Origin of the sequence: Nostoc sp. (assembly GCF_036919495.1) — a bacterium.
In the GTDB taxonomy this organism is placed as follows: domain Bacteria; phylum Cyanobacteriota; class Cyanobacteriia; order Cyanobacteriales; family Nostocaceae; genus Nostoc.
This window is the reverse complement of record NZ_JBALBZ010000087.1, coordinates 20,173-44,265: the sequence shown is the minus strand read 5'-3', so window position 1 is coordinate 44,265 and position 24,093 is coordinate 20,173. Positions and strand designations below refer to the sequence as shown.

The following is a 24,093-nucleotide window of genomic DNA, read 5'->3' as shown; positions in this document are numbered from 1 at the left end:
TTTTCTAAATACTTGCTTGTACCGACTCAATCGTGTTAGGAATCGCACAGAAAGAAGTTGAAGTAGCTAAATACGATTTACGAAGTTAGAACAATGAACGCACTAACTTTACAGTGGCACGATGCAGGGCAAGATAAAACTCAGAACATTTACGAACAACAGCCAAGTAAAAATCTTGGCACTGTTCGCATTGGTCGTGACCCACTCCGGTGCGATATTGTTCTGAGCCACCCTACTGTCTCTGGTTTACACATTGAAATATTTTTTCATCACCAGCAACAGCACTTTTATATTAGGAATTTGCGATCGCAAAATCCCCCCCTTATCGATGGACGGCAATTAGTCCAAGGTGAAATGCCTTTAATTCAAGGCAGTAGTATCACTTTAGGACAAACAAAACTCAACGTTACTAGCATTTCTACAGCTAGCATTCCAGCAACAATTTTGCTGCCACCACATCCACCAGTACCTATTGGACATCATCACCATCCATCAATACCCCCTGCACCACCGCCAGGAATTTATGGCTTAGAATGCCCCAAATGTCATAAAGTTTCCCCAGGAGAGAATCTACAAATTGGCTGTCATTGGTGTGGAACATCTTTAGCTGCGGCTGTGAGTGTTTTGGTAGCAGGGAATTAGGAGAGACGCGATTAATCGCGTCTGTACAAGAGTTTTTTCCAAATGACTAATGACTAATGACTAATGACTAATGAACAAATCCAATTGAGTTGGGACGATCCAGCGACGGGTGAACGGCGAGAACCAAGGTTGAGTATGCCGATCGCTTTTGGTCGAGAATTCGCTCGTTTACCTGCTGAACTCAGGGGAGTACGGGTTTCTCGGATGTTGCTTAACAGTAACGAAGTTTCTCGTTACCATGCCCTAATTGACTGGGAACAAGACCATCTGGTGGTAATTGACCAAGGCAGCGTTAACGGTGTGTATGTCAATGGTCAACCACAAACGCGCAGTGTTCTGGCTAATGGGGATACATTACAAATTGGCCCCTATTTAATAACAGTGACATTTACTGCTAACGTACCCGCACCAGATACTAGCCCTCCTTCAACGATTCACTTCAACGCAAATACCAATCTTCCAGACCCCAGCTTGCCTGTAGCCCAGCCTATAACGCCCTTGACAAGTAATTTCCCGCCGCTAGCGTTTCAGGCACTAAATGTTGCTGTGCAAGCACTTCATGCTACGGGACTGCCAGTAGATGAATCTGATTATCTAGCGATTGGGGCAGGACTGGGTAGCTTTGTTTGGGCTGATTTGCTGCGAATTAGTGGTGTTCGTGCTGACAAAATTGTGGCTTTGGGATTAGAGGCGGAACCTTATGCTCGTTACAAGCGCCTTTGTTTGAATTCGCAAATTCCCTTATATGAAAGACTGCGCTCTAATTCTGACTCTTGTCCTGATAATATTTGGGGCTGGCCTAGTTATGCTTTGCGTGAGGCTTGGCACGATTGCAGCAAGGGACAGATAAAATCAGCATTCAAGTATTTGTGGCAAGTGTTTGCTGAACCTACATTTGCAGAAACTTATACTCCCCGTGCGGGTAATGTCTTTGATTCCATAGATAGGGAGGCGAAGCGCATTAGCTGGAATCAAATTTATCGCTATGGACGAGTTAGGGGAATTCGCAAAACTGATGATGGCAGGTATTGTATAGCCTATTCTCGCGCCCCAGGAAATTATGCTTTTTTAGTTAGTCGTTATTTACATTTAGCTACTGGGTATCCAGCAATTCAGTTTCTCCCAGATTTGCAAGCTTATAGAGAAAAATATCAAGATTTTAAATCTGTCGTCAATGCTTATGAAGCACACGATCACGTTTATGAGCAACTAGAGCAACAAGGTGGTACGGTATTGATTCGAGGGCGGGGAATTGTGGCTTCGCGGATTATACAGCGCATTTATGAAGCTAGAAAAAGAAATCGGAATATTGCAGTTTTGCATTTAATGCGATCGCCAAAACCTCAAGGCAACAAATTTCAAAATACCCAGCGCCTAGTCAAAAATCATTACGAATTTCAACCCTTTAACTGGCCTAAAGCCTGTTGGGGCGGCGAACTCCGGGCAATGTTAGAAAAAGCCACCCCCGATGAACGCAAGCGTTTACTAGCAGACTGGGGTGGAACTACCACCGCCGACCGCCACGACTGGCAGCAAATTACTGCCCAAGGGATAAGCGAAGGTTGGTATCAAATTACCTTCGGTGAAGTGCTGGATGTAGAACGAGATACCCAAAACCGGACTATTACCCGTATTCGAGAACAAAGCTTTGGGGAAATGAAATTGTTAGCTGACTTTATTGTTGACGCTACTGGGCTGGATGCCAAGGTAGATGCCAATCCTCTAATAGCAGATTTGGTGAAACATTACAACTTGCCAGTGAATCATTTGGGGCGATTAACTGTAGCGAACAATTTTGAACTAGTAGAAATGCGTAGTGATAGAGGTCAAATGTATGCTGCTGGAGCTATTACTTTAGGTGGCCCTTATGCAGCAGTTGATAGTTTCTTGGGCTTGCAATACGCCGCATTAGTCGCCGTTGATGGACTCGCCGCCGCCCGTGCGCCTGGAGTTCAAAGGTTGAATGTTGTAAGTTCCTTGGGGCAGTGGGTGAAGTGGGTGTTAAATCAGTCACCTTAGTTTAAGAAGGCAGAAGGCATAAGAAATACAGTATTTACCTGACTGTTTTGAGTACCAAATCGCAAATTTGAGGTTCAAAGACTCAACGTTCGAGTAAAAAGGCTCAACGTTCAAGTAAAAAGGTGCAACGTTCGAGTAAAAAGGTGCAACGTTCGAGCAAAAAGGTGCAACGTTCGAGCAAAAAGGTGCAACGTTCGAGCAAAAAGGTGCAACGTTCAGGTTCAGAGGCTCAATGTCCAGGCTCAAAGGCTCAACGTTCAGGTTCAAAGGCTCAACGTTCAGGTTCAAAGGCTCAAGTTATGGGCGATACCTTCAGCCCGCCTGCGATTTAAATCGCAGGTTAACAGCACAAGTCAGTTAAAGCTGACTCAAATTAACTAAAATTTAGTCCGTTTTAACGGACTTAAGCTATTAGCCTCGGAATTGATTCCGAGGCGGGATAGCAACGAAGCGAAGAATTTGCCTTTGCCAATATCCCTACTTTGTTCTTTCGCTTATCGGGCGTACTAAAGTTTTAACTAAACCCGTAATTGCCACAATCACAGAGGCAATTCCCCCAATCGACAATGAAGTTAAAATTGCAAGCGAGGCGGATAAGGTGAAAACTGCTTTTGCAGCGATAATGGTAAACGTGGCAAAGCGAATTCCTCAACAGCCTAACCGTGAAGATATTTTCAATTTCACTCCACATATCCCTCACCTTGCAGAAGTTGCAACCCATCTATCCCAATATCTCAGCCACGAGGATTTAATTTGGCCTTTCAGAGGTTTAGGCTGGTTTTATTACGGTCAAGGACTTTATCAGCAAGCAGAACCTTGGTACAAACTATGTAAAGATATAGCTGAAAATCGTCTTGGTTTAAAACATCCTGATGTCGCGGCTAGCCTGAACAATCTCGCAGAACTTTACCGTTCTACAGGGCGCTACGGCGAAGCCCAAGCCCTGTATCAGCAAGCTTTAGAACTGACTAAACGCTTACTGGGAGACAACCATCCCGATGTCGCCACTAGCCTGAATAATCTCGCATTACTCTACGAGTCTACAGGACGCTACAGCGAAGCCGAACCCCTGTTTCAGCAAGCTTTGGAACTGTACAAAAGCTTACTAGGAGACAACCATCCCAATGTCGCTACTATCTTGAACAATCTCGCAGCACTCTACGGTTCTATAGGACGCTATAACGAAGCTGAACCCCTGTATCAGCAAGCTTTGGCAATTTGTGAGCAGATTTTGGGTGTAGGTCATCCCGATACGATAAGAGTTCGGGGAAATTATGCAATCTTTTTAAGAAAACCATATCGCTAACGATCGCACCCTTTCAAAAAATCACACCAAATTGATGCCACACCAAAGTTGTAGTTTAAATTTTAGCAGCGATCGCCCATCAATTCTAACTTCAAATAGCGATCGCTCTCTCTTACTATTTCTTCGCGCCCTTTGAGAAGAGAAATGCTCTCTAATAAACTGAGAATAAATTTATGCGAACAGTACCAATTCAATTATCAGAAACAGTATTTTCAGCACTTCGGAAAAATCCAGAAGAATTTATCCAATAAATGCGAATTGCCGCAGCAGTGAAATGGTATGAATTAGGCGACATATCACAAGCCAAAGTAAGAGAAATTGCTGGGCTAACTCGTGCTGAATTTATTAATGCCTTATCACGCTACCAAGTATATTTTATGCAATATACTGCCCAAGAGTTAGCCCAGGAACTGGCAAATGTCGATTCATCGTGTGATTATTAACTCTTCACCTTTGATTGTTCTTTTGAAAAGTCAGCAAGCACAAGTACTTACACAATTATTCACAGAAATTTTAGTTCCATTCGGTGTTCTTGAAGAAGTTACAACAAAAGATGATGTCGCATCAACACAATTACCCAATATTTCTTGGATACAAATAGTAGAAGTTAATGCTATTACTCCTGTTGTAGCAGCTTGGGATTTGGGAAAGGTAGAATCACAAGTATTGAGTTTGGCATTAAAAAATTCCGACTGTGCCGCTATTGTTGACGATAGAGCAGCACGGCGTTGTGGTCAAGCTTTAAGTATTATTACTATCGAAACCGGAGGCTTGCTGATATTAGCAAAAAGACGTGGAATAATCCCAAGCATATCTCCTGGAATTGAAGCTTTACGTGACGCTAGTTTGTGGTTATCCGATAGTTTGGTCAATTTACTCAAACAACAAGCAGGAGAATAGCGATCGCTTACAAATTGTAATCTTAAATGGCGATCGCTTCCTGTTATCTCTTCCTTTGCGCCCTCTGCGTCCTCTGCGGTTCGATTCTCAAACTTGAAACTTGAGGTTCACAGGCTCAAATGGCAATCCCTAACGGCAAGCCATTGCTTTTAACTGTTTCTATACAAATGTTATTTCTCTCCCAAATAAAGACAAAGTATAATTAAAGATAAACATTATAAACTGTTTATGCAATGGGCTAATTTTCTAGCCAAAGAAGCTGCTACTCATAGCTTATCTCTAGAGCAAACAGCAGCTTTTATAAAGTATTATAATAATGATAATTTAGGTAAAAGTGAAGCTAAACTTATCAGCGAATTAAACGTTGATGTTACTGCTTTCAGAAAGTGGATGGGTGAGATATATGAAAAGTTTGCTCAAAGTTATCTTGAGTTAGCTATTTCTAACAATCGGGACAAACTAGAAACCTTACAAGCCTACCTGAGGGCGAAATATAATAGCGAATTGAATGTCCTCAAACCATCGGCGGCGATGAAATTATTAAAAACGCTGGTGATTCGGGAAAGACTGCAACAAGAACCTTGGGTTGCGAGAAGAATTTGTAAATTTTTAGGATATTTGCCTTTAGCGCTAGAGTTAGTAGGGCGATATCTGGATAAAATGCCAGATTTGTCTCTGGAAACAGTGCTGAAGCGGCTAGAGAAAAAACGAGTGGAACATGAATCAGTAGTCAATGCTAACTCATTGATGTCTTATGAATACGGTGTAGCTGAAGTTTTTGAATTAAGTTGGGAACAGTTGGATGAAAATGCACAAAGCTTTGGCTGTTTGCTAAGTTTGTGTGCCTTAGCTGACATTCCCTTATCTCTTGAGACGATAGAAGATAAGAAAAAACAAGAACTTTGGCAAAAAGCCATAGCCGATTTGCTAGAATTGCATTTGCTACAACAGAAAAGTAAAGGAATTTATCATCTCAATCCCCTGATTCGGCAACTTTTTCAAATGAAGTTGGATAAGTCAAATGAGGCGGATGAAGCAAAAACTAACTTTGCAGGAATGATGTTAGAAGTAGCAAAGCTAATTCCGCAACAGCCTAACCATGAAGATATTCTCAACCTCACTCCACATATCCCGCACATTATACAAGTTGCAACCCACCTATCTCAGTATGTAGGCGATGAAAATCTAATCACTCTTTTTACCAAATTGTCTTGGTTTTATCAAGGTCAAGGACTTTATCAGCAAGCAGAATCTTGGTTGCAACAGTGTGTAGAACTGACTCAAAATCGTCATGGTTTAGAACATACCGATGTCGCCGCTAGTTTGAACAATTTAGCAGGATTTTACAAATCTACAGGACGTTACAGCGAAGCTGAACCTTTGTATCAGCAAGCTTTAAAACTGAGAAAACACCTGCTGGGAGACAACCATCTTGATGTCGCCACTAGCCTTAATAATTTAGCACAACTGTACGATTCTACAGGACGTTACAGTGAAGCCGAACCTCTGTATCAACAAGCTTTAAAACTGAGAAAACGCCTGTTGGGAGAAGAACATACCGATGTCGCCACTACCCTAAGCTATTTAGCATTACTTTATGAATCCATAGGACGCTATAACCAAGCCGAACCTTTGTATCAGCAAGCTTTGAAATTGTGGAAACGCCTAGTGGGAGAAGAACATCCCCATGTGGCTACTACCTTGAACAATTTAGCAGCATTGTACTGTTACACAGGACGCTACAGCAAAGCTGAACCCTTGCTTAAAAAAGCTTTAGAACTGAGAAAACGCTTGCTGGGAGAGAACCATCTTGATGTCGCTACTAGCCTGAATAATTTAGCACAACTCTACGAATCTACAGAACGCCACACCAAAGCCGAACCCTTGTATCAACAAGCTTTAGAAGTTAGTAAGCGCTTGCTGGGAGATAATCATCCTGATGTCGCCATTAGTCTGAACAATCTTGCAGCACTCTACCGTAATACAAGACGCTACAGGAAAGCCAAACCCTTATTTGAGCAAGCTTTGAAAATTTGTGAACAAACTTTAGGTGTAAGTCATCCGACTACTATGACGATTCGGGCAAATTATGCCAGCTTTTTAAGAGAAGCATATCACTAGCGATCGCTGCGCCTAACTCATCAATTCGTAATTCGTAATTAGTTCAAATCTATCCCCCTCTACACCAGCGAAGAAGAGGGGGATAGATTCTACTTACATCCTAAAGACTGGCGAGTATCTACACCAGTTTTAGAATTAACACCACTTGCCTTAACACAAAGTTTTTTCACTTGCGTCCCATCTAAAATTGCATTCGTAAAATCAGCACCTGTGACATTTACATCATCAAAAATAGAACGCAGCATCATTGCATCAGTCAATACAGCATCACTTAAATCAGCATCTTTAAATTTTGTTAGATAGGCTATGCCTTCACTAAAATCAGCACCATGCAGATTTACTCCCTCCAGCAGAGTACCGTTAAACACGACACCACGTAAGTCAGCACTGCTAAAATTGGCATTCTCTAATTTGAGATTGGTAAACTCAGTACTAACTAAACTTTGACCAGAGTAATCCTTGCCCTTGAGTTCATCATTACCCACAGAACGGGTAATACTGGAAGAACTTGCAGCTTGCGCTGATAGGGGAAACCAAAAAAGAACCATTGCTAAGACAAAGCTAGCTAACAGTCGCCAATATTTCATAATGTCTTCTTAATAAATCTCAACACTTGCACCATTAACTATTAAAGCTTATGAAAGGGGACAAGGGAGTGGGGAGTGGGGAGTGGGGAATGAAGGAGATGGGGGAGAAATAGTAATGAATGCCCCATTCCCAAATTCAATACATCAGACTGTCAAACCAGAAAGCATCTCGTAGGATTATAGATGTTGAGGTGCGATGCCTAATGGCAAGTTGCTCCGCATCTACGCAAAATTACCTGTGGCTAATCAAGAAGACAACGCCCAATCTCTGGCGCGAACCCCTTTATATCAAGTGGGTGTAGAACTTAAAGCACGCTTTACCAGCTTTGGCGGTTGGGAAATGCCCGTGCAATTTAGTGGCATTAGCCGCGAACACGAGGCTGTAAGAAATACAGCCGGAATGTTCGATATTTCTCACATGGGCAAATTTACCCTCCAAGGTAAAAACCTCATTTCCCAACTCCAGCCTCTAGTGCCTTCAGACTTGAGTCGTTTGCAATCCGGTCAAGCACAATACACCGTATTGTTAAATCCCCAAGCCGGAATTATTGATGATATCATTGTTTATTACCAAGGTGAAGACACCATTGGTGTACAGAAGGCATTCATCATCGTCAATGCAGCAACCTCTGCTAAAGATAAAGCATGGCTATTGCAACACCTTGACTTAGATAAAGTGCAATTCCAAGACCTTTCACCAGATAAAGCCTTAATTGCCGTGCAAGGGACAAAAGCGATTAAATACCTCCAACCCTTAGTGCAAGAAGACTTACAACCAATCAAAGCCTTCGGACATTTAGAAGCAACCCTATTAGGTAAACCTGCTTTCCTTGCCCGTACAGGTTACACCGGGGAAGATGGCTTTGAGGTGATGGTAGACCCGGATGTGGGGGTAGAATTGTGGTTAAATCTCCATCATGCTGGTGTTATCCCCTGTGGACTCGGTGCGAGAGACACTCTGCGGCTAGAAGCGGCGATGGCACTTTACGGACAAGATATTGATAACACCACCACACCTTTAGAAGCAGGTTTGGGGTGGCTAGTTCACTTAGATACCAAAGGCGAATTTATTGGTCGGGAAATTTTAGCACAGCAAAAAGCTAGTGGAGTGCAGCGCCGATTGGTGGGTTTGCAAACCCAAGGACGCAACATTGCCCGTCACGGCTATCAAGTGTTATCAGTAGGTAAAGTTGTGGGAGAAGTTACCAGTGGCACTCTGTCGCCTACACTTGGTTATCCCATTGCCTTAGCTTACGTTCCTACTCAATTAGCAACCATCGGTCAACAGCTAGAAGTCGAAATTCGCGGCAAAGCTTACCCAGGAGTTGTAGTTAAACGTCCATTTTATCGGTCAAAAAATCGTGTCGCCAACTGATAAGCGTCGAGGTTTTTGAGGAATAATGTGTTGTGAGTTAGTCAATCTACAGTAAGGTTCATTACCAGATATGACTTTGATAACTGTTGGGACAATAATTTTTTTGATAAGGGAGAGGAAGTGATATGTCTTTTGAATATCCTCAAGATTTCAGATACCTAGATTCTCATGAATACGTGCGAATAGATGGTGAAATTGCCACCATTGGTATTACTGAATTTGCTGTACATGAATTGGGTGATATCGTCTTTTTAGAACTGCCAGAAATTGGTGACGCTCTTACTAGGGGAGAAAACTTTGGCACAATTGAATCAGTGAAAGCCGTTGAAGAACTGAATTCACCAGTGACAGGCACAGTTATAGAACGCAATGAAGCTTTAATTAATTCTCCTGAAGACGTGTCAGAAGACCCTTACGGGGAAGGGTGGTTTTTGAAAGTGCGCGTCAATGACCCTGATGAAGTTGAGGATGCCTTGACAGCAGATGAGTATCGCGCACAAGTAGAAGGGGAGTAGGGAGTAAGGGGGCAGGGGGAAAAACTGCAAATTCTTCTCCCCAATTCTCCCCGCTCCCTGCCCCCTGCCTCTTTCTACTCCACCCGAAGATAATTCATGAAATTTAGATGAACTGAAAAGTTACACCCACTTCTCATGAGTATTTATTGCAAAATATTAAATAGTACTATCTGGAGAGTAATTTGTGGTATTAGATGCCCCTATTCTCAAGTCTAATGAGCAGCAAGTGCTGAACGAAAAAAGTCAAAAGTTAAGTAGTTTTGTGCCAAGACACATTGGCCCTAACTCCGACGATATCCAGCAAATGCTTAAGGTTTTGGGGTTTCCTAGTCTGGATGCCCTAATCAACCAAACAGTCCCGCAGGCAATTCGGCTCAAGCAACCGTTAAAGTTACCAGAAGCAGAAAGTGAGTATGCAGCACTGACATCATTAAAAAAAGTTGCTGCCAAAAATCAGGTTTTCCGTTCATACATCGGTATGGGATATTACGACAGTATTACCCCACCTGTAATTGGGCGTAACATCCTAGAAAATCCCGGTTGGTATACTGCCTACACTCCTTATCAGCCAGAAATTGCCCAAGGGCGACTAGAAGCACTGCTAAATTTCCAAACCCTGATTATCGACTTAACAGGTTTGGAAATCGCTAATGCGTCGTTACTTGATGAAGCTACAGCCGCAGCTGAGGCAATGAGCCTAAGCTATGGTATTTGTAAAAATCAGGCAAATGCCTATTTTGTCTCTGGTGACTGCCATCCCCAAACTATCGACGTGTTGCAAACACGCGCTAAACCATTAGGGATTAAGATTATTGTTGGCGATCATCAAACATTTGATTTTGATCAACCAATTTTTGGGGCTGTTCTACAATACCCCGCTAGTGATGGCACCATTTACGACTACCGCGCTTTTATAGAAAAAGCCCATGCTAAGGGTGCATTGGTGACGGTAGCAGCAGATCCTTTAAGTTTAACTTTGCTTACCCCTCCTGGGGAATTTGGCGCTGATATTGCTGTGGGCAGCACCCAGCGCTTTGGTATTTCGTTGGGGTTTGGGGGGCCTCATGCGGCATACTTTGCTACGAAGGAAGAGTATAAACGGTTGGTTCCAGGGCGAATTGTGGGAGTATCAAAAGATGCTCAAGGTAAGCCTGCATTACGTCTTGCCTTACAAACCCGCGAACAGCACATCCGCCGTGAAAAAGCTACTAGTAATATTTGTACTGCACAGGTGCTGCTGGCAGTAATGGCAAGTATGTACGCTGTTTATCATGGCCCAGATGGACTTAAGACAATAGCTCAGAAGATACATTCCCTAACTCTGATTTTGGCAGAGTGGTTGCAGCGACTAGGTTACAGCATTAGTTCTAAACCTTTCTTTGATACGCTACAGGTGGAGTTAGGAACTAAACCTCTGCAAGAAATTTTACAAGCTGCTGAAGCCCGTCAAATTAATCTACGTATTTTTGATACATCTACTGTTGGTATCTCGTTGGACGAGACTACCACATTGGATGATGTGCGAGATATATGCCAGATTTTTGCAGGGACAGATGAGCTACGGTTTGTTTTGAATGTCCAAGAGATGGAATGGATAACTCAGCAATCAGGTTTAAGCGGTGAACCATTTAGCCGTCAAAGCACTTATCTCACCCATCCTGTATTTAACCGCTATCACTCAGAAACTGAGTTGTTGCGCTATCTGCACAAGCTAGAAAGCAAGGACTTGTCGCTAACAACATCAATGATTCCCTTGGGGTCATGCACAATGAAGTTGAATGCGACTGCTGAGATGATTCCAGTAACTTGGGAGGAATTTGGCAAGATTCACCCGTTTGCACCTGCGTCGCAAACACAGGGTTATCAAATCTTGTTTGAGCAACTTGAGGCATGGTTAGCTGAAATTACTGGTTTTGCCGGAATTTCTCTACAACCAAATGCTGGTTCTCAGGGTGAGTATGCAGGACTTTTAGTAATTCATCAGTATCATGAAAGCCGGGGTGAAGCACACCGTAATGTTTGTTTGATTCCCACTTCAGCACATGGGACAAATCCAGCCAGTGCGGTGATGTGTGGAATGAAAGTGGTGGCAGTTGCCTGTGACTCACAAGGTAATATTGACGTTGATGACCTGAAGGCTAAAGCAGAAAAACACAGCAATGAATTAGCTGCCTTAATGGTGACATATCCCTCAACTCATGGTGTTTTTGAGGAGCCAATTCAGGAAATCTGCGCTGTAGTTCACAGTCACGGTGGACAAGTTTACATGGATGGGGCAAATATGAATGCCCAAGTAGGGATTTGCCGTCCTGGAGATATTGGCGCGGATGTCTGCCATTTAAACTTACATAAAACCTTCTGTATTCCTCATGGTGGTGGTGGCCCTGGTATGGGGCCAATTGGGGTAGCTTCTCATCTTGTGCCTTTTCTCCCTGGACATCCTGTGGTAGGGACTGGGGACTGGGGACTGGGGACTAAGAAAGAAGAAATTCCCAATACCCAATCTCTAATCCCCAGTACCCAACATATTGGTGCGGTTGCTGCTGCGCCTTGGGGTAGTGCTAGTATCTTGGTGATTTCTTGGATGTACATCGCCATGATGGGTGCAGATGGTTTAACCCAAGCTACTAAGGTGGCGATTCTCAACGCTAACTACATCGCGAGGAGACTGGAATCATACTATCCCGTTTTATATCAGGGGAAAAATGGTCTAGTTGCCCATGAATGTATTTTAGATTTGCGATCGCTCAAAAAATCAGCTGCGATCGAAATTGATGATGTTGCCAAGCGTCTGATGGATTATGGTTTCCATGCTCCGACTGTCTCCTGGCCTGTAGGGGGTACAATCATGGTGGAACCTACAGAAAGTGAATCTAAACAAGAGTTAGATCGTTTCTGCGATGCGTTGATTTCTATTCGCCAAGAAATTGCCGAAATAGAATCAGGTAAGGTAGATGCTCAAGATAATGTTTTGAAGAACGCACCCCATACTGCTGAAAGTCTTATCATCGGCGAATGGCATCATCCCTATTCTCGTGAACAAGCTGCTTATCCTGCACCTTGGACTCGTGAGTATAAATTCTGGCCGGCTGTTGGTCGCATTGATGCAGCTTTTGGCGACAGGAATTTTGTTTGTTCTTGTCTACCAATGGATGCTTATTAAAAGTAAGTGAGGAGTTAGGAGTAGAGACGCGATTAATCGCGTCTGTTAGGAGTTAGGAGTTTTAATTCCTAACTCTTCTAATTCTTCTCGTAAAGATAAAGGCTGATACCCCAGTGCAAATGCTTTGGAACTATCCAAAGAAACATCTGTCGGTCTAGGCGCTGCCATTTTCACATCTTGTTGACGACAGGATTTGAGCTTGGTAGCGGGAAGTTGAAATACCTCAACTAATATTTTTCCAAAATCATAACGTGAAATCCGCTCTTTTCCACCTAAGTGAATGATGCCGTTAACTTTTTCTAATGCTAATAAAAGTCCTTTGGCGGCAGTTGTTCCACTTACTGGGGTGCGAAATTCATCAATAAATAAATTTAGTTCTTTTTCTGCTTGTAAAGTTTGAATAAATGGCTGAATAAAACTTTTCGCTGTGGGTGTTTCTGCACCAAACATTAACGGCATCCGACACACTGCTGTCATGGGATATCTTTCTAACATACCTGCTTCCGCCATGACTTTTTGCTCACCGTAAAGATTGACAGGGCACACAACATCTGTTTCTCGATATGGAGCATTTAAACCATCAAAGACCAAATCGGTTGAGGTAAAAGCACAAGGAATAGAATTATCCGCGCAAAGTCCAGCAATATTGCAGGATGCTATAACGTTAATTGCGTGCGATTCTTCAGGGTGGGTTTGACAAAAATTTGGTTGCGATTGTGCAGCAGTATGAATAACTCCTACAGGTTTTATTTCACTAAAGGTACGCTGCAATTCTTGAAAATCTGTTAAGTTCACTTTTAGCATTTTAATGCCAGGAATCTCTAAAGGATGGGATAAATAAGTGCCATAAATCTCCCATTCTTGTTTTGCAAGCTGGCAAAGATGCCATCCTAAAAAACCACTTGCTCCGGTGATTAACAATTTTTTCATGTCTAATCGTAAACCGCTCAAGAAAAAATCTTTGTTATAGCAAGCTTCTATTCTAGACTAAATGGTAGTTATAAAATCCTATTCTAGTAATTCCTGAAACTGTTTTTCACTACGCACTTTGCTAAAGTCAGGGTCAGTTTTTGCTAATTTCTTGTATTTATTAGGAACAAACTGGATTGCTTTATCTAGGTTCTCAATTGCTAATTTGAGATTGCTTTGTAAAGCATAAGAGCAAGCTTTGTTGTAATATGCTTGGTGCAAATCCGGCTTAATAGCGATCGCTTTATTATAAGACGCGATCGCCTCGGAATACCGTTGCAATTTCTGTAAAGAAACACCTCGATTATACCAAACATCATATTCGTCAGGTTTGATAGCGATCGCTTTATCATAAGATGTAAGCGCTTCCGAATAACGTTGCAATTTATGTAAAGAAGCACCTCGGTTATTCCAAGCTTGATCTAAGTTGGGTTTGATGGCAAGCGCTTTATCATAAGATGCGATCGCCTCGGGATAACGTTGCAACTTTACTAAAATGCTACCTCGGTTATACCAAACTTCATAGGAGTCAGGTTTGATAGCGATGGCTTTATCGAATGATGCGATCGCCTCGGGATAACGTTGCAACTTTTCTAAAATGCTACCTCGGTTATACCAAACTTCATAGGAGTCAGGTTTGATAGCGATGGCTTTATCGAATGATGCGATCGCTTCGGAATACCGTTGCAATTCATCTAAGGCAATACCTCGGCCATTCCAAGCATCATGATCATCAGGTTTAATAGCGATGGCTTTATCGAATGATGCAATCGCCTCAGAATACCGTTGCAACCTATCTAAGGCAATACCTCGGTTAGACCAAATTTGATATTCATCAGGTTTGATGGCGATCGCTTTATCATAAGATGCGATCGCGTCTCTGTAGCGTTGCAACTCATTTAGGGCAAAACCTCGATTATGCCAAGCTTTATATTCATCAGGTTTGATGGCGATCACTTTATCATAAGATGCGATCGCCTCTTTGTAGCGTTGCAAGTCATTTAGGGCAAGACCTCGATTATACCAAGCATCATATTTGTCAGGTTTGATGGCGATCACCTTATCATAAGATGCGATCGCTTGTTCATACTTTTGCTTGAAAAAGTAATCATTGCCTTCATTTAAAAAATCTCGGTAATTTTTGTTATTACAACTGGCGAGAGATAAAACAACAAAAACAAAGGCAGCATACCAGTACTTAGGTATCATACCGTATTTGTATAATTTAACGATTTAACTAATCTTGACTTGTCTTTTATTTTAAAATAATTTATTTTAATTTTGCACTGGACGATAAAAATGGCTGCCGCAGACGTTATGCACAGTAATATAGTGGGCTTTAATTTTACGTCCAGTAATGATTACAAAATACTATTGCACTAATTCCTGAAACTGCTTTTCACTACGCACTTTGCTAAAGTCTGGGTCAGTTTTTGCTAATTTTTTGTATTTATCAGGAACAAACTGGATTGCTTTATCTAGGTTCTCAATTGCTAATTCGAGATTGCTTTGTAAAGCATAAGAGCAAGCTTTGTTGTAATACGCTTGGTGCAAATCTGGCTTTATGGCGATCGCTTTATTATAAGATGCGATCGCATCTTGGTAGCGGTGTAGTTTTGTCAGAGCAATGCCTCGGTTAATTAAGGCTTCATATTTATCGGGTTGAATGGCGATCGCTTTGTCGTAAGATGCGATCGCGTCTTGGTAGCGTTGCAACGATGTTAAGGCTATGCCACGATTATACCAGGCTTCATCTTTGTCGGGTTGGATGGCGATCGCTTTGTCGTAGGATGCGATCGCGTCTTGGTAACGTTGCAACGATGTTAAGGCTATGCCACGGTTAATCCAAGCTTCAGGACTTTCAACTTTGATGGCGATCGCTTTATCATAAGCTTTTATTGCATCTTCGTAACGTTGTCCATCTAATAAATTATTCCCTTGATGAAAGAAATCTTCTACTTTTTGGGTAGTCTTCGCTTCTATGAAAAGCTGGGTTACATTATTCTCTTGCACAACTTGGTTAGTATTTTCTGCCGATGAGTTTGCCCCACCACTACAGCCAAATGCGAAGAAAACTATCAATCCAGATGCAATGAAGCAGCGCCGAAAAACCATGCTGTACATACAAAAATTATAAAACGATGTTAAAAATTGTTCATTTTTTGAACCTTATTAAAATACACTACTTTTTACCCATTAATTTCCTTATATTTTGAAAAATAACTTTTTTGAGGATGCATAGAAGCTTCTTCAAATCAAACGTATGTTAGATTATCATACTAAATACACATAAAGCAATTGCTTGTAGCCAATTTCACTCAAAAACAATTATTTTTGTTGCTCTATATTTTGCGATCGCACGCATATTGGTGATATCGTTGTTAATTAACAAGCGTGCGCTCGTATTAGTTTTTTACTAAAAAATGCTGTTATTTGCTTCATAGTATCAAGCAATAGCACTAACATGTTTTACCGCTATCTGAAACCATTTTCAGCCAAGTCAAACACAAGTTTCAACTGCTCGTTGGGGATGATATGACAAAGAAACTGATGTAAAAACGCAAAGAGGCAAAGCCTTACTTCGCGCCTTTGCCTCTTTACATAAAACCTAATTAATGCCAAACACTGACTCGACAGTTGACTTAATCGAATCTCTTGCATCCTTCAAAGTTTGGCTAATTGGATGCTTTGCCTGCAAAAATACACGCGCACAATTGCGTCCTGGCATTCCCGAAATCGAACCACCTGGATGAGTCCCTGCACCAGTTAAAAATAGATTCTCAATTGGCGTTTTGTAGTTCGCTATTTCTGGCAAGGGACGGAAAAATACCATCTGATCTAAAGTCATGTCAACATGGTAATAATTCCCTTTATACGCACCTAATCTTTCTCCTAGTTCTGCTGGACTTTCTACACGACGGGCGATAGTTGCGTTTTTGACATTTGGTGCATAATCTGCTAACTTATCAACCACCCTATCTGCAACTTTGTTTTTCAATTCATCTGTCCAACCAGTACCTCTTAAACCAGTGCCTTCTGCACCGGCAATTTGATAAGGGGCAAAAAACTCAATCCATGCAGTGTGCTTACCTGGTGGTGCTAATGTAGGGTCTAAGTAGCTAGGCATGACCACATACATTGATGGATCGGCATCAGGAATTTCTCCCAAAGTACATTTACTATGAGCCTGTTCCACATGAGCCACAGAATCGGCAATCAAGATAGAACCAACAAGATATTCGTCTTTGTGAGCATGATATGGAAAGCGCAGTGGTTCGTCTAAAGCTAAGTCTATCTTGAGGATAGTTTCGTTATTGTTAACGATGCGGCGTTCTAATCTTTCCCATAAGTTAGGATCGGCTCCATCGATATCGCTTTTATCAGTCATTTGCAAAAATAACCGCTTGGCATCAATATTAGAAATTACGCCGTATTTAGCCCGATATTCGGTGTTACCAGCCACTCGTACACCAACAGCTTTTCCATCATCAATTAGAACTTTTTCAACATGCTGATCTGTGAGAATAACGCCACCTTTACTTGTGACTAAATTCACTAAAGCTTTAACAAGTGCGCCAGTTCCGCCGCGTGGTCTGGCCATTCCAGGATTGTGACGCATCGCCATCATAATTGCACCAATGGCAAGGGTTTTTTGCGATGGCGGCGCACCAAGTTCTGCTGCAAGTCTTGCTAATGGCGCTTTTAGAAATTCCTCATCAAACCACTCGTTAAGTAAATCCTCAGCGCTGGTTAACATGGTGCGAATAAAGTCCAGCGTTTTGTTTGGGGAACCAATCATCGAAAATAAATCTTTTAATTTTTTGATATCGTAGTTGCCCACGATATCTATAATTGACTTTGGCGGTGCATTAAACATCGGAACCATTGCACCGATCGCTCGTTGCCAATAATCTACAAATTCTGCGTATTTTTTAGCATCACGTTCACTATAACGAGCGATTTCTGCACAAGTTTTTTCTAGCGACTTATGTGCTAAGAAATACTTTCCATCAGGATGAGGACAGAAAACAACTGGATCGCACTCCAAATAATGCAAGCCGTATTTTTCTAGTTCTAATTCTTCAACTACTGGCCCTAAGTGAATAAATTCATGGTCAATAGCACATAAGTTAAATTTAAATCCAGGAGCCTCTTGTGGTAAACATTCTTCAGTTGTTGCTGCACCGCCTGGAACAGAACGCTTTTCTAGTAACAGGACGCTATAACCAGCTTTCAGCAAATAAGCTGCACAAACTAACCCATTGTGTCCAGCACCAATTAGCACAACATCATACTCTTGCATAGTTGAAATTTAGAAATAAGTAGCTTTCTAAATAGTAAAAACATTTTACTGCTTTTACATCATCCTTCAGTAGCAAAATTATCTTTAACTACTGCCGATACTACTAAAGAGATGATATTTCTGATGATGGTATTTGCCTCATTTGAGTTTCTACGAGAAGCACTAAACTACCAGTTTCTATTTTTATATCTTTAATATGAAACACCATATCTTCCCATTTAAAATATGGTACATTCATCAATTCTTTGGCTTTGTGCATTAAAGCTGTAACTACTTCTATGGAAATTCCCCCTCCCTCAGTGCAGTTAAAGCTCTCCAGCATTGCGGGTTGTGAATGAGTCCGTGGGCGGGCGATCGCAGTGTAAGCCAAAGGGCGAGTATTTCCATTTTCCTTTAACAGCACTCTTCCCCTACATTCTATTTTCCCATCACCAGGTAAAAATATTTCAATTTTTTGTGCCTCAAAACTCACAATTCTACCATCTACATCCAAATCATAGCTTTGCATCTGGCTGCTAACAAAGTCTGATGCTAAGGCGCGGTTCATATCTACTTCTGTGAGTATAATCTGAGCAATAGCATTTACTGGCTCATTGAGTTCTATTTGACCAAAAATAGCGCTTAAAGGATTGATGCTAATATTTTCTGTTTGCAGTTTTATTTCTTGTACGCGAATATCTTCTTGGATTATTAATCCTTGTCCTGTAACTGAAACTCCATCCGCCTGTCCCTGAACTATTTTCAACAGATCGGTTTGTACATCTATTTCAATTTTTTCTGCGTCATCTAGCTTTTCAGATATTCTTCTTTCAGCTTCCTGGGATAGAAATTGTTCTTCCAACCGATGCTCATCAGGCATAAATTAATAATCTCCTAAATATCCTCTACTATTTACTGTAAAGGCTAGATCCTAACGAGGGGATCTATATTGCGGTATATGCAAATTGGAGGATTGAGTAATCAAGTAGAAAGTATTGTTTGTCTTTTTAGTTTTGCTTTTGTGGTAACAACCATTTTTACACCGCCGCTAGGGACAATTGTAATACCACGACGGACTGGATGCACTGGACGTTTATCAGTAAGGCTTAGTTCAAAATGGGATAATATTATGGCTGTTACTAATTTTAGTTCATACATAGAAAATGCCGCACCAATGCAACCACGATAACCCCCACCAAAGGGTAAATATTCATAAGGCGAAAACTTTTGGTTGAGGAATCTTTCGGGACGAAACTGTTCTGGTTCTGGGTAAGCCTCACTTCGGCGATGCGCTAAATAAATACAAGGAACTAAAACTGTGTCTGAGGTAAATTTATGCCCCATAATTTCTACTTTATCTTTTACCATTCGCGGTGTGCAAATTAAAGCAATAGGATGAATTCGCAGTGTTTCTTGACAAACGGCGGTGAGATAAGGTAGTTGTGTAATTGCTTCAGGATTTGTGAGATCATGCAAGGTGTTTAGTTCTTGCATTAACCGATGTTTCACATCTGGATGAGAGTGAATTAAATAAAATACCCAGGCTAATACGCCAGATGTAGTTTCGTAACCCAACAGCAATAATGAAACTAGTTGATCGCGTAATTCTTCATCTGTCATTTGTTGTCCATTTACGTCACGCGCTGACATTAACATACTGAGAATATCTGTACGCATAGCAGTATTTTGCAAACGTCTTTCAGAAATTTCTGCATAGATGAGTTTGTCAATTTGCTCCCGTCTTTTTAAGAAAACTCCCCAAGGACTCCATGCACCTAAATCTTGTTGCAGCAAAGGAAAGAAAAATAGGCTAGAATACCAAGGTTTAGTTACATCTTCTAATAAAGAACTCAATTGTTCTTTTAATTGTTGGTAACGCGCACCATGAGTAATTCCAAATACCACTTGCAAGATAATTTTTAAAGTGATATCTGACATTGAGTTGTGTATACAAATATTTGTTCCTGATATCCAATTTTGTGTAACTTCTTCAGTTATTTGGCAAATTGCTTGTCCATAAAATTTTAAATTATCCCCATGAAATGCTGGTAATAATAACTGGCGTTGTTGTTGGTGCGATCGCGCCTCTTGAAATACAATAGAATTCTCTCCAAATAAGGGTTTAAATACATGGGTTGCTTTCTTAAAATCTAACTTTTGTGCAGGGATGGCAAAACAATCACTAATTGCTTGGGGATGGCTAAAAAATACTATCGGTGGCGACTTTAAACCCATTACCTTTACTGTGAAAGTATCACCATACTGGGCAGCATTATTTTCTAAAAAATTCGTGGGTTGAGCAATTAATTGCAGAGTTTGTAGCAATGCCGATGTGCTTATATTCTCAACTATTTTCATTGTTTTTCTGATATTTTTATAATTTCCTAAGCTGCAAGTAATTCCATCTGCTTAGGATAAGACTTAATCCTCTATAACCCTCTTTAAAAAGCAGGGAATTAGAGTCATATTGAAAATTTTTTTAGGTTAATTTACTAGAGGAGAATACCACTATTAGAATTTTCTTAATAAATAAGCTCCATTAACTTTTCCAATGATAATAATAATGTTTTTGCTGAATCTTTCGAGGCATTGATGGAAAAAACTAGCTAAAAATATTTTTGATAGATAACCAGATAAATTACGTCTTTTGGTGATGTAAGAATGCCCTATATTGGTATACATGTTCAGCCTCAAAAGTCATTCTTTTTGCAGTTGCAATATATTAAAATCCCCTATAGTCCTCTTTTAATCAGGACTATAGGGGATTATGTCAAAGCAGTGAAAATCTATCTAAATGTATAGATGGAAGTTCACAGATATTTTCAGGTAAGTAAAACGGCGTAAATAATTAAAGGTTTGTAGTAAGGACTGAAGTCCTTACTACGGTATTGGTTGTCAAAATGTGCTGTAGTGCTTGAGGGTTGCTGACAATCACCAAGGGAGGAGAATCTTTCTCTAATCTGATAGTAAAAATCTTGCCATACCTTGTGGCGCAAGCTTCCATAAATGACATGGGATTGGTGATCCAGCGCACTATCTGTAAAACTGCTGGGGTTTGAGGGCCCTTTGGTAATTTCATAAATTTTTTTGCTACATAATATTTTTTTGCTACTTGTAGCAATTCCCGTTCAGATGCGGTAAAACATTATATCGCGGGCTGTAGGGGCACGGCACTGCCGTGCCCCTACGGGTGTACCTCACGTAAACGAGAAGCGCTATAAACGAATTGAAATTTTAGTTGCGTAAGCATTTAAAGTACTTATTCTAACGTTGCAAAAAAGCAATAAACTGTTACAACCTCCAAGATGTAAAATTTTTGTTAAATTCAACGAGCATCTACAGTTTCATCTAATCGTCAAAAGGTACTCAGCATGACTGCAATCTCCCCAAAGGCATCTTCAGCGCTTCCCGATTTTTCTGAAGGAATTCAATATTTTGGTGAAGCTTTACCAGATTTTCAAACTTATGGTGCAACACCTGCTATAGAGTCGGGCAAAGTAGCGATCGCATCTCCCACTGACAAAGCAGCTGTATATCAAACTTTACTTGCTGCCGATGCCCTCCGCTACCTGACTTTGCAAGTTACTGCAAGTAAAGCTTCTGGGCATCCCGGCGGATTCGCCAGCCAAGCAGAAGCTTACGCATCTCTTGTCATGCTGGGATACAAGAACATTATTACCGAAGTTGGACACCACGCCCCCGGATTTTATAGTGCCATGTTCTTGGATCGTTCCCTAGAGGACATGGGAATTTTTACAGTTCAACAATTGCGCGATCGCTTCCGAGAAAAGCACGGATTATTAGGACATCTTTCTGGTTTCATTCCCGGTATTCTCGCACCTGCGGGGCCATTAGGACAAGGACAACACTTTGCAATGGCTGCTGCACTGTTGCACAAAGATAAGTTGTTCCCCTTTACAGTTGGTGATGGTGGATTGGGTGAGCCTTATATTGTAAGTGCGATCGCACATTTCCATACAGCTTATCCTGCTGCCACCAACTTCTTACCGATATTGGTGTGGAACGGTTACAGCCAAGAACATCACAGCATGGTTTCCCTGAAAACCAACGAACAGATGCAAGCATATTGGCAAGGTAACGGCTTTGATGAAGTGGTGTTAGTTGATGCCAAAGATTTTGACGATCAAAACCAGCCAGGGGATTACGTTGATAGTACTGCCTTTTCCTTTGAGAAACGCCTAGCATTTACTCAAGCAGTACTTTCTGGTGTAGATAAAGCAGCGCGATCGGCGTTGGGTGGTAAACTTACCGTCTTCATTATTAAACAACTCAAAGGTGCAGGAGTCCACGCGCGGGGGGCAAAATCTCACAACCTCTATCCTAAAGATACGCTGGATGCGCCGCATATTATTAGTGCATTGCAAACCCGTGCTTTGTCTGCGGAAGCTTGGCAATTAGTCAGAACAAATGCCGAACGCGCCGGTGGTGGCCCAGCAGCAAAAACTGTGGTGACAGAATTTGAATTTCCATTACCAGAATTAGGCGAATTACCTTTAGAAGAATATGCAGTTGGAGGTGAAGCCAAAGTTTCCACAACCGCAATGGGACGATTGGTAGGAATAGTTGGAAATAAAGATCGGGATTTTCTCGTCACCAACGCCGATGGTAATGAAGCATCAGGAATTGCTAACATCAACCAAGCATTAAAGATTATCCACCCCACAACCGACGACTTATATTTTCAAGCACCAAATGGACAAGTTTATGAACCATTGAGTGAAGATGCTTGTGCCGGTTTAGCTGCCGGTTTAGCGTTAATGGGTGCGAGAACTTTGTGGTGTTCCTACGAATCTTTTGCCATCAACGGATTACCAATTTGGCAAACTGTAACCCAATCAATGGCAGAATTGCGCCGTAAAACTCCCTCGACTATTACTTTATTCACAGCCGGCGCATTAGAGCAAGGGCGCAACGGTTGGACTCACCAACGTCCAGAAATTGAAGCTTACTTTGCTTCATTGATGCGAAATGGAAATATTTTCCCATTATTTCCGCCTGATGCTAATAGTATTCAAGCTTGTTATGATTGGGCGTTGAAAACTAAGAATAAGGGAATTGTGATTACTGCAAGTAAAACGCCATTACCAATTCGCACAACTTTAGAACAAACTCGTCAAGGGTTGCGCGATGGTGCAGTGTTATTACATGAAGTCGCTGGTGATAGACAAGTTGTATTTGCTGTGATTGGCGATTTAACATTAATGCCAGTATTTGAAGCTGCGGCTTTCTTAGAAACTGAAGGTATTGGTGCGAAGATTATTTCTGTCATCAATCCTCGGCAATTGTACCGTAGCCATGATACCGCATGGGATACCTGTTCTGAACCTGAAGGCGGTTTCTTAGATGATGCCAAATTTGCCGAATTATTTGATGGTGATGCCTTAATTGCTGTTACAGGTGGTGCTGCGGGGATGCTAGAACCAATTTTGTTACGGAGTAATTGTAAACGCGATACTTTTGCATGGAAGCGTGGCGAAACTACAGCCAGTGCTGGCGAGTTGATGGCGTTTAATGGATTGACTGCTGAAGCGTTGACGAAGAGGGCGATCGCGTTAGTCCATTAAATGATGTTGCATAAATGCGGGATGATTTTATTGAATTTTCCTTTGCGTGAGATATTCATCCCTAGATTCAGCAACGCCCATTAAATATAGCGGTTCTCGCGTGGATACAATACACTCTGACCTCACTTCCATTCCTCTCTCCTTAGAGAGGCTTTGAAGCTTGCTCCCCTTCCCTCTCTTCGAGACGCTGCGCGAATGTAGGGAAGGGGCTGGGGGTTAGGTCTGTATTGGACTCAACCGAGAAGCGCTATAAAGCTGGAATTGTTTCTACTTTTATCGCATTTATACGTATAGAAACGCTGAAATTGCGTCGGAATGCGTATATTTGCGTTTTTTTATTGAAGAGAACTTAGCAAGCAGGAAAAATCTGAGTAGATTTGCTGAAATTCTTTGACAAAAGCTGGTTTTGGTGTCGCAAAAGCTCGTTTTGGAGTCGCAAAAGCTGGTTTTGAAGTCGCAAAAGCTGGTTTTGAAGTCGCAAAAGCTGGTTTTGAAGTCGCAAAAGCTCGTTTTGGAGTCGCAAAAGCTGGTTTACGAGTTCAAAACTTGATTTATTTACAAGCCAGGACAAAGTGCGATACATTTTATGGAAAATATGGCGTTTAATGGATTGCCTGTGGAGGGTTGAG

At 41.5% G+C, this 24,093-nt stretch carries 19 protein-coding genes and 1 pseudogene; 12 read left to right on the top strand and 8 right to left on the bottom strand.

Features of this window, described 5'->3' with window-relative positions; genetic code table 11:
- Positions 1-93: 93 nt before the first annotated feature.
- The 7 genes and pseudogenes from V7K25_RS12830 to V7K25_RS12800 all read left to right on the top strand — a co-directional run bounded on the left by V7K25_RS12830 (position 94) and on the right by V7K25_RS12800 (position 6,988).
- Positions 94-642 carry an FHA domain-containing protein gene (locus V7K25_RS12830; RefSeq protein WP_335158440.1) on the top strand — a complete coding sequence of 183 codons (549 nt, stop codon included), beginning with the start codon at positions 94-96 and terminating at the stop codon, positions 640-642.
- A gap of 63 nt (positions 643-705) precedes the next feature.
- Complete coding sequence (locus V7K25_RS12825; RefSeq protein ID WP_335158438.1) at positions 706-2,661, top strand: FHA domain-containing protein; 1,956 nt, start codon at positions 706-708, stop codon at positions 2,659-2,661.
- 122 nt (positions 2,662-2,783) lie between these two features.
- The gene (locus tag V7K25_RS12820) at positions 2,784-2,993 is read left to right on the top strand and encodes a hypothetical protein (protein ID WP_335158437.1); all 210 of its coding nucleotides are present in this window, start codon (positions 2,784-2,786) and stop codon (positions 2,991-2,993) included.
- A 266-nt stretch (positions 2,994-3,259) separates the two neighbouring features.
- Positions 3,260-3,967, top strand: a complete 708-nt coding sequence (locus V7K25_RS12815; RefSeq protein WP_335158435.1) for a tetratricopeptide repeat protein — start codon at positions 3,260-3,262, stop codon at positions 3,965-3,967.
- Between the two features lie 173 nt (positions 3,968-4,140).
- Positions 4,141-4,410: pseudogene (locus tag V7K25_RS12810) on the top strand (UPF0175 family protein).
- On the top strand, positions 4,385-4,867 hold the full coding sequence (locus V7K25_RS12805) for a DUF3368 domain-containing protein (protein WP_335158433.1): 483 nt from the start codon (positions 4,385-4,387) through the stop codon (positions 4,865-4,867). The pseudogene V7K25_RS12810 and the gene V7K25_RS12805 overlap by 26 nt, the downstream one beginning before the upstream one ends.
- Positions 4,868-5,095: 228 nt before the next feature.
- Complete coding sequence (locus tag V7K25_RS12800; RefSeq protein WP_335158431.1) at positions 5,096-6,988, top strand: tetratricopeptide repeat protein; 1,893 nt, start codon at positions 5,096-5,098, stop codon at positions 6,986-6,988.
- Positions 6,989-7,077: 89 nt separating this feature from the next.
- Here the strand turns inward: V7K25_RS12800 and V7K25_RS12795 are convergent, their stop codons facing one another.
- Positions 7,078-7,575 (bottom strand): pentapeptide repeat-containing protein, encoded by a 498-nt coding sequence (locus V7K25_RS12795; protein ID WP_335158429.1) that lies wholly within the window; start codon positions 7,573-7,575, stop codon positions 7,078-7,080.
- Between the two features lie 238 nt (positions 7,576-7,813).
- On the opposite strand from V7K25_RS12795, the gene gcvT reads away from it, so the two are divergent.
- The 3 genes from gcvT to gcvP all read left to right on the top strand — a co-directional run bounded on the left by gcvT (position 7,814) and on the right by gcvP (position 12,628).
- Positions 7,814-8,950 (top strand): glycine cleavage system aminomethyltransferase GcvT, encoded by a 1,137-nt coding sequence (gcvT, locus tag V7K25_RS12790; RefSeq protein WP_335158589.1) that lies wholly within the window; start codon positions 7,814-7,816, stop codon positions 8,948-8,950.
- A 125-nt stretch (positions 8,951-9,075) separates the two neighbouring features.
- The gene (gene gcvH, locus V7K25_RS12785; RefSeq protein WP_100899443.1) at positions 9,076-9,465 is read left to right on the top strand and encodes a glycine cleavage system protein GcvH; all 390 of its coding nucleotides are present in this window, start codon (positions 9,076-9,078) and stop codon (positions 9,463-9,465) included.
- Between the two features lie 184 nt (positions 9,466-9,649).
- Positions 9,650-12,628, top strand: coding sequence for an aminomethyl-transferring glycine dehydrogenase (gcvP, locus tag V7K25_RS12780; protein WP_335158426.1), 2,979 nt, complete (start codon positions 9,650-9,652; stop codon positions 12,626-12,628).
- 45 nt (positions 12,629-12,673) lie between these two features.
- On the opposite strand, the gene V7K25_RS12775 is transcribed toward gcvP, so the two are convergent.
- The 7 genes from V7K25_RS12775 to V7K25_RS12745 form a co-directional block, all read right to left on the bottom strand.
- On the bottom strand, positions 12,674-13,558 hold the full coding sequence (locus tag V7K25_RS12775) for an SDR family oxidoreductase (RefSeq protein ID WP_335158424.1): 885 nt from the start codon (positions 13,556-13,558) through the stop codon (positions 12,674-12,676).
- A gap of 78 nt (positions 13,559-13,636) precedes the next feature.
- Entirely contained in the window at positions 13,637-14,806 is a 1,170-nt protein-coding gene (locus V7K25_RS12770; RefSeq protein ID WP_335158422.1) for a tetratricopeptide repeat protein, read from the bottom strand.
- 162 nt (positions 14,807-14,968) lie between these two features.
- The gene (locus V7K25_RS12765) at positions 14,969-15,712 is read right to left on the bottom strand and encodes a tetratricopeptide repeat protein (RefSeq protein ID WP_335158587.1); all 744 of its coding nucleotides are present in this window, start codon (positions 15,710-15,712) and stop codon (positions 14,969-14,971) included.
- A 493-nt stretch (positions 15,713-16,205) separates the two neighbouring features.
- Positions 16,206-17,900 (bottom strand): beta-carotene ketolase CrtO, encoded by a 1,695-nt coding sequence (gene crtO, locus V7K25_RS12760; protein ID WP_335158420.1) that lies wholly within the window; start codon positions 17,898-17,900, stop codon positions 16,206-16,208.
- A 103-nt stretch (positions 17,901-18,003) separates the two neighbouring features.
- Positions 18,004-18,759 carry an LmeA family phospholipid-binding protein gene (locus V7K25_RS12755; protein WP_335158418.1) on the bottom strand — a complete coding sequence of 252 codons (756 nt, stop codon included), beginning with the start codon at positions 18,757-18,759 and terminating at the stop codon, positions 18,004-18,006.
- Positions 18,760-18,860: 101 nt separating this feature from the next.
- Entirely contained in the window at positions 18,861-20,237 is a 1,377-nt protein-coding gene (locus V7K25_RS12750) for a cytochrome P450 (RefSeq protein WP_335158416.1), read from the bottom strand.
- Between the two features lie 490 nt (positions 20,238-20,727).
- Positions 20,728-20,958, bottom strand: a complete 231-nt coding sequence (locus V7K25_RS12745) for a hypothetical protein (RefSeq protein WP_335158414.1) — start codon at positions 20,956-20,958, stop codon at positions 20,728-20,730.
- Positions 20,959-21,250: 292 nt separating this feature from the next.
- Between V7K25_RS12745 and V7K25_RS12740 the strand changes: the two genes are divergently transcribed.
- Both V7K25_RS12740 and V7K25_RS12735 read left to right on the top strand, forming a co-directional pair.
- The gene (locus tag V7K25_RS12740; RefSeq protein WP_335158412.1) at positions 21,251-23,464 is read left to right on the top strand and encodes a phosphoketolase; all 2,214 of its coding nucleotides are present in this window, start codon (positions 21,251-21,253) and stop codon (positions 23,462-23,464) included.
- A gap of 390 nt (positions 23,465-23,854) precedes the next feature.
- On the top strand, positions 23,855-24,070 hold the full coding sequence (locus V7K25_RS12735) for a hypothetical protein (protein WP_335158410.1): 216 nt from the start codon (positions 23,855-23,857) through the stop codon (positions 24,068-24,070).
- Positions 24,071-24,093 lie beyond the last annotated feature (23 nt).

Excerpts from the sequence above, each read along its gene's own strand:
- V7K25_RS12830 (WP_335158440.1), top strand. The coding sequence starts at position 94 with ATGAACGCACTAACTTTACAGTGGCACGATGCAGGGCAAGATAAAACT.
- V7K25_RS12825 (WP_335158438.1), top strand. The coding sequence starts at position 706 with ATGACTAATGAACAAATCCAATTGAGTTGGGACGATCCAGCGACGGGT.
- V7K25_RS12805 (WP_335158433.1), top strand. The coding sequence starts at position 4,385 with ATGTCGATTCATCGTGTGATTATTAACTCTTCACCTTTGATTGTTCTT.
- V7K25_RS12800 (WP_335158431.1), top strand. The coding sequence starts at position 5,096 with ATGCAATGGGCTAATTTTCTAGCCAAAGAAGCTGCTACTCATAGCTTA.
- V7K25_RS12795 (WP_335158429.1), bottom strand. The coding sequence starts at position 7,575 with ATGAAATATTGGCGACTGTTAGCTAGCTTTGTCTTAGCAATGGTTCTT.
- gcvH (WP_100899443.1), top strand. The coding sequence starts at position 9,076 with ATGTCTTTTGAATATCCTCAAGATTTCAGATACCTAGATTCTCATGAA.
- V7K25_RS12775 (WP_335158424.1), bottom strand. The coding sequence starts at position 13,558 with ATGAAAAAATTGTTAATCACCGGAGCAAGTGGTTTTTTAGGATGGCAT.
- V7K25_RS12770 (WP_335158422.1), bottom strand. The coding sequence starts at position 14,806 with ATGATACCTAAGTACTGGTATGCTGCCTTTGTTTTTGTTGTTTTATCT.
- V7K25_RS12765 (WP_335158587.1), bottom strand. The coding sequence starts at position 15,712 with ATGGTTTTTCGGCGCTGCTTCATTGCATCTGGATTGATAGTTTTCTTC.
- crtO (WP_335158420.1), bottom strand. The coding sequence starts at position 17,900 with ATGCAAGAGTATGATGTTGTGCTAATTGGTGCTGGACACAATGGGTTA.
- V7K25_RS12755 (WP_335158418.1), bottom strand. The coding sequence starts at position 18,759 with ATGCCTGATGAGCATCGGTTGGAAGAACAATTTCTATCCCAGGAAGCT.
- V7K25_RS12750 (WP_335158416.1), bottom strand. The coding sequence starts at position 20,237 with ATGAAAATAGTTGAGAATATAAGCACATCGGCATTGCTACAAACTCTG.
- V7K25_RS12745 (WP_335158414.1), bottom strand. The coding sequence starts at position 20,958 with ATGAAATTACCAAAGGGCCCTCAAACCCCAGCAGTTTTACAGATAGTG.
- V7K25_RS12740 (WP_335158412.1), top strand. The coding sequence starts at position 21,251 with ATGACTGCAATCTCCCCAAAGGCATCTTCAGCGCTTCCCGATTTTTCT.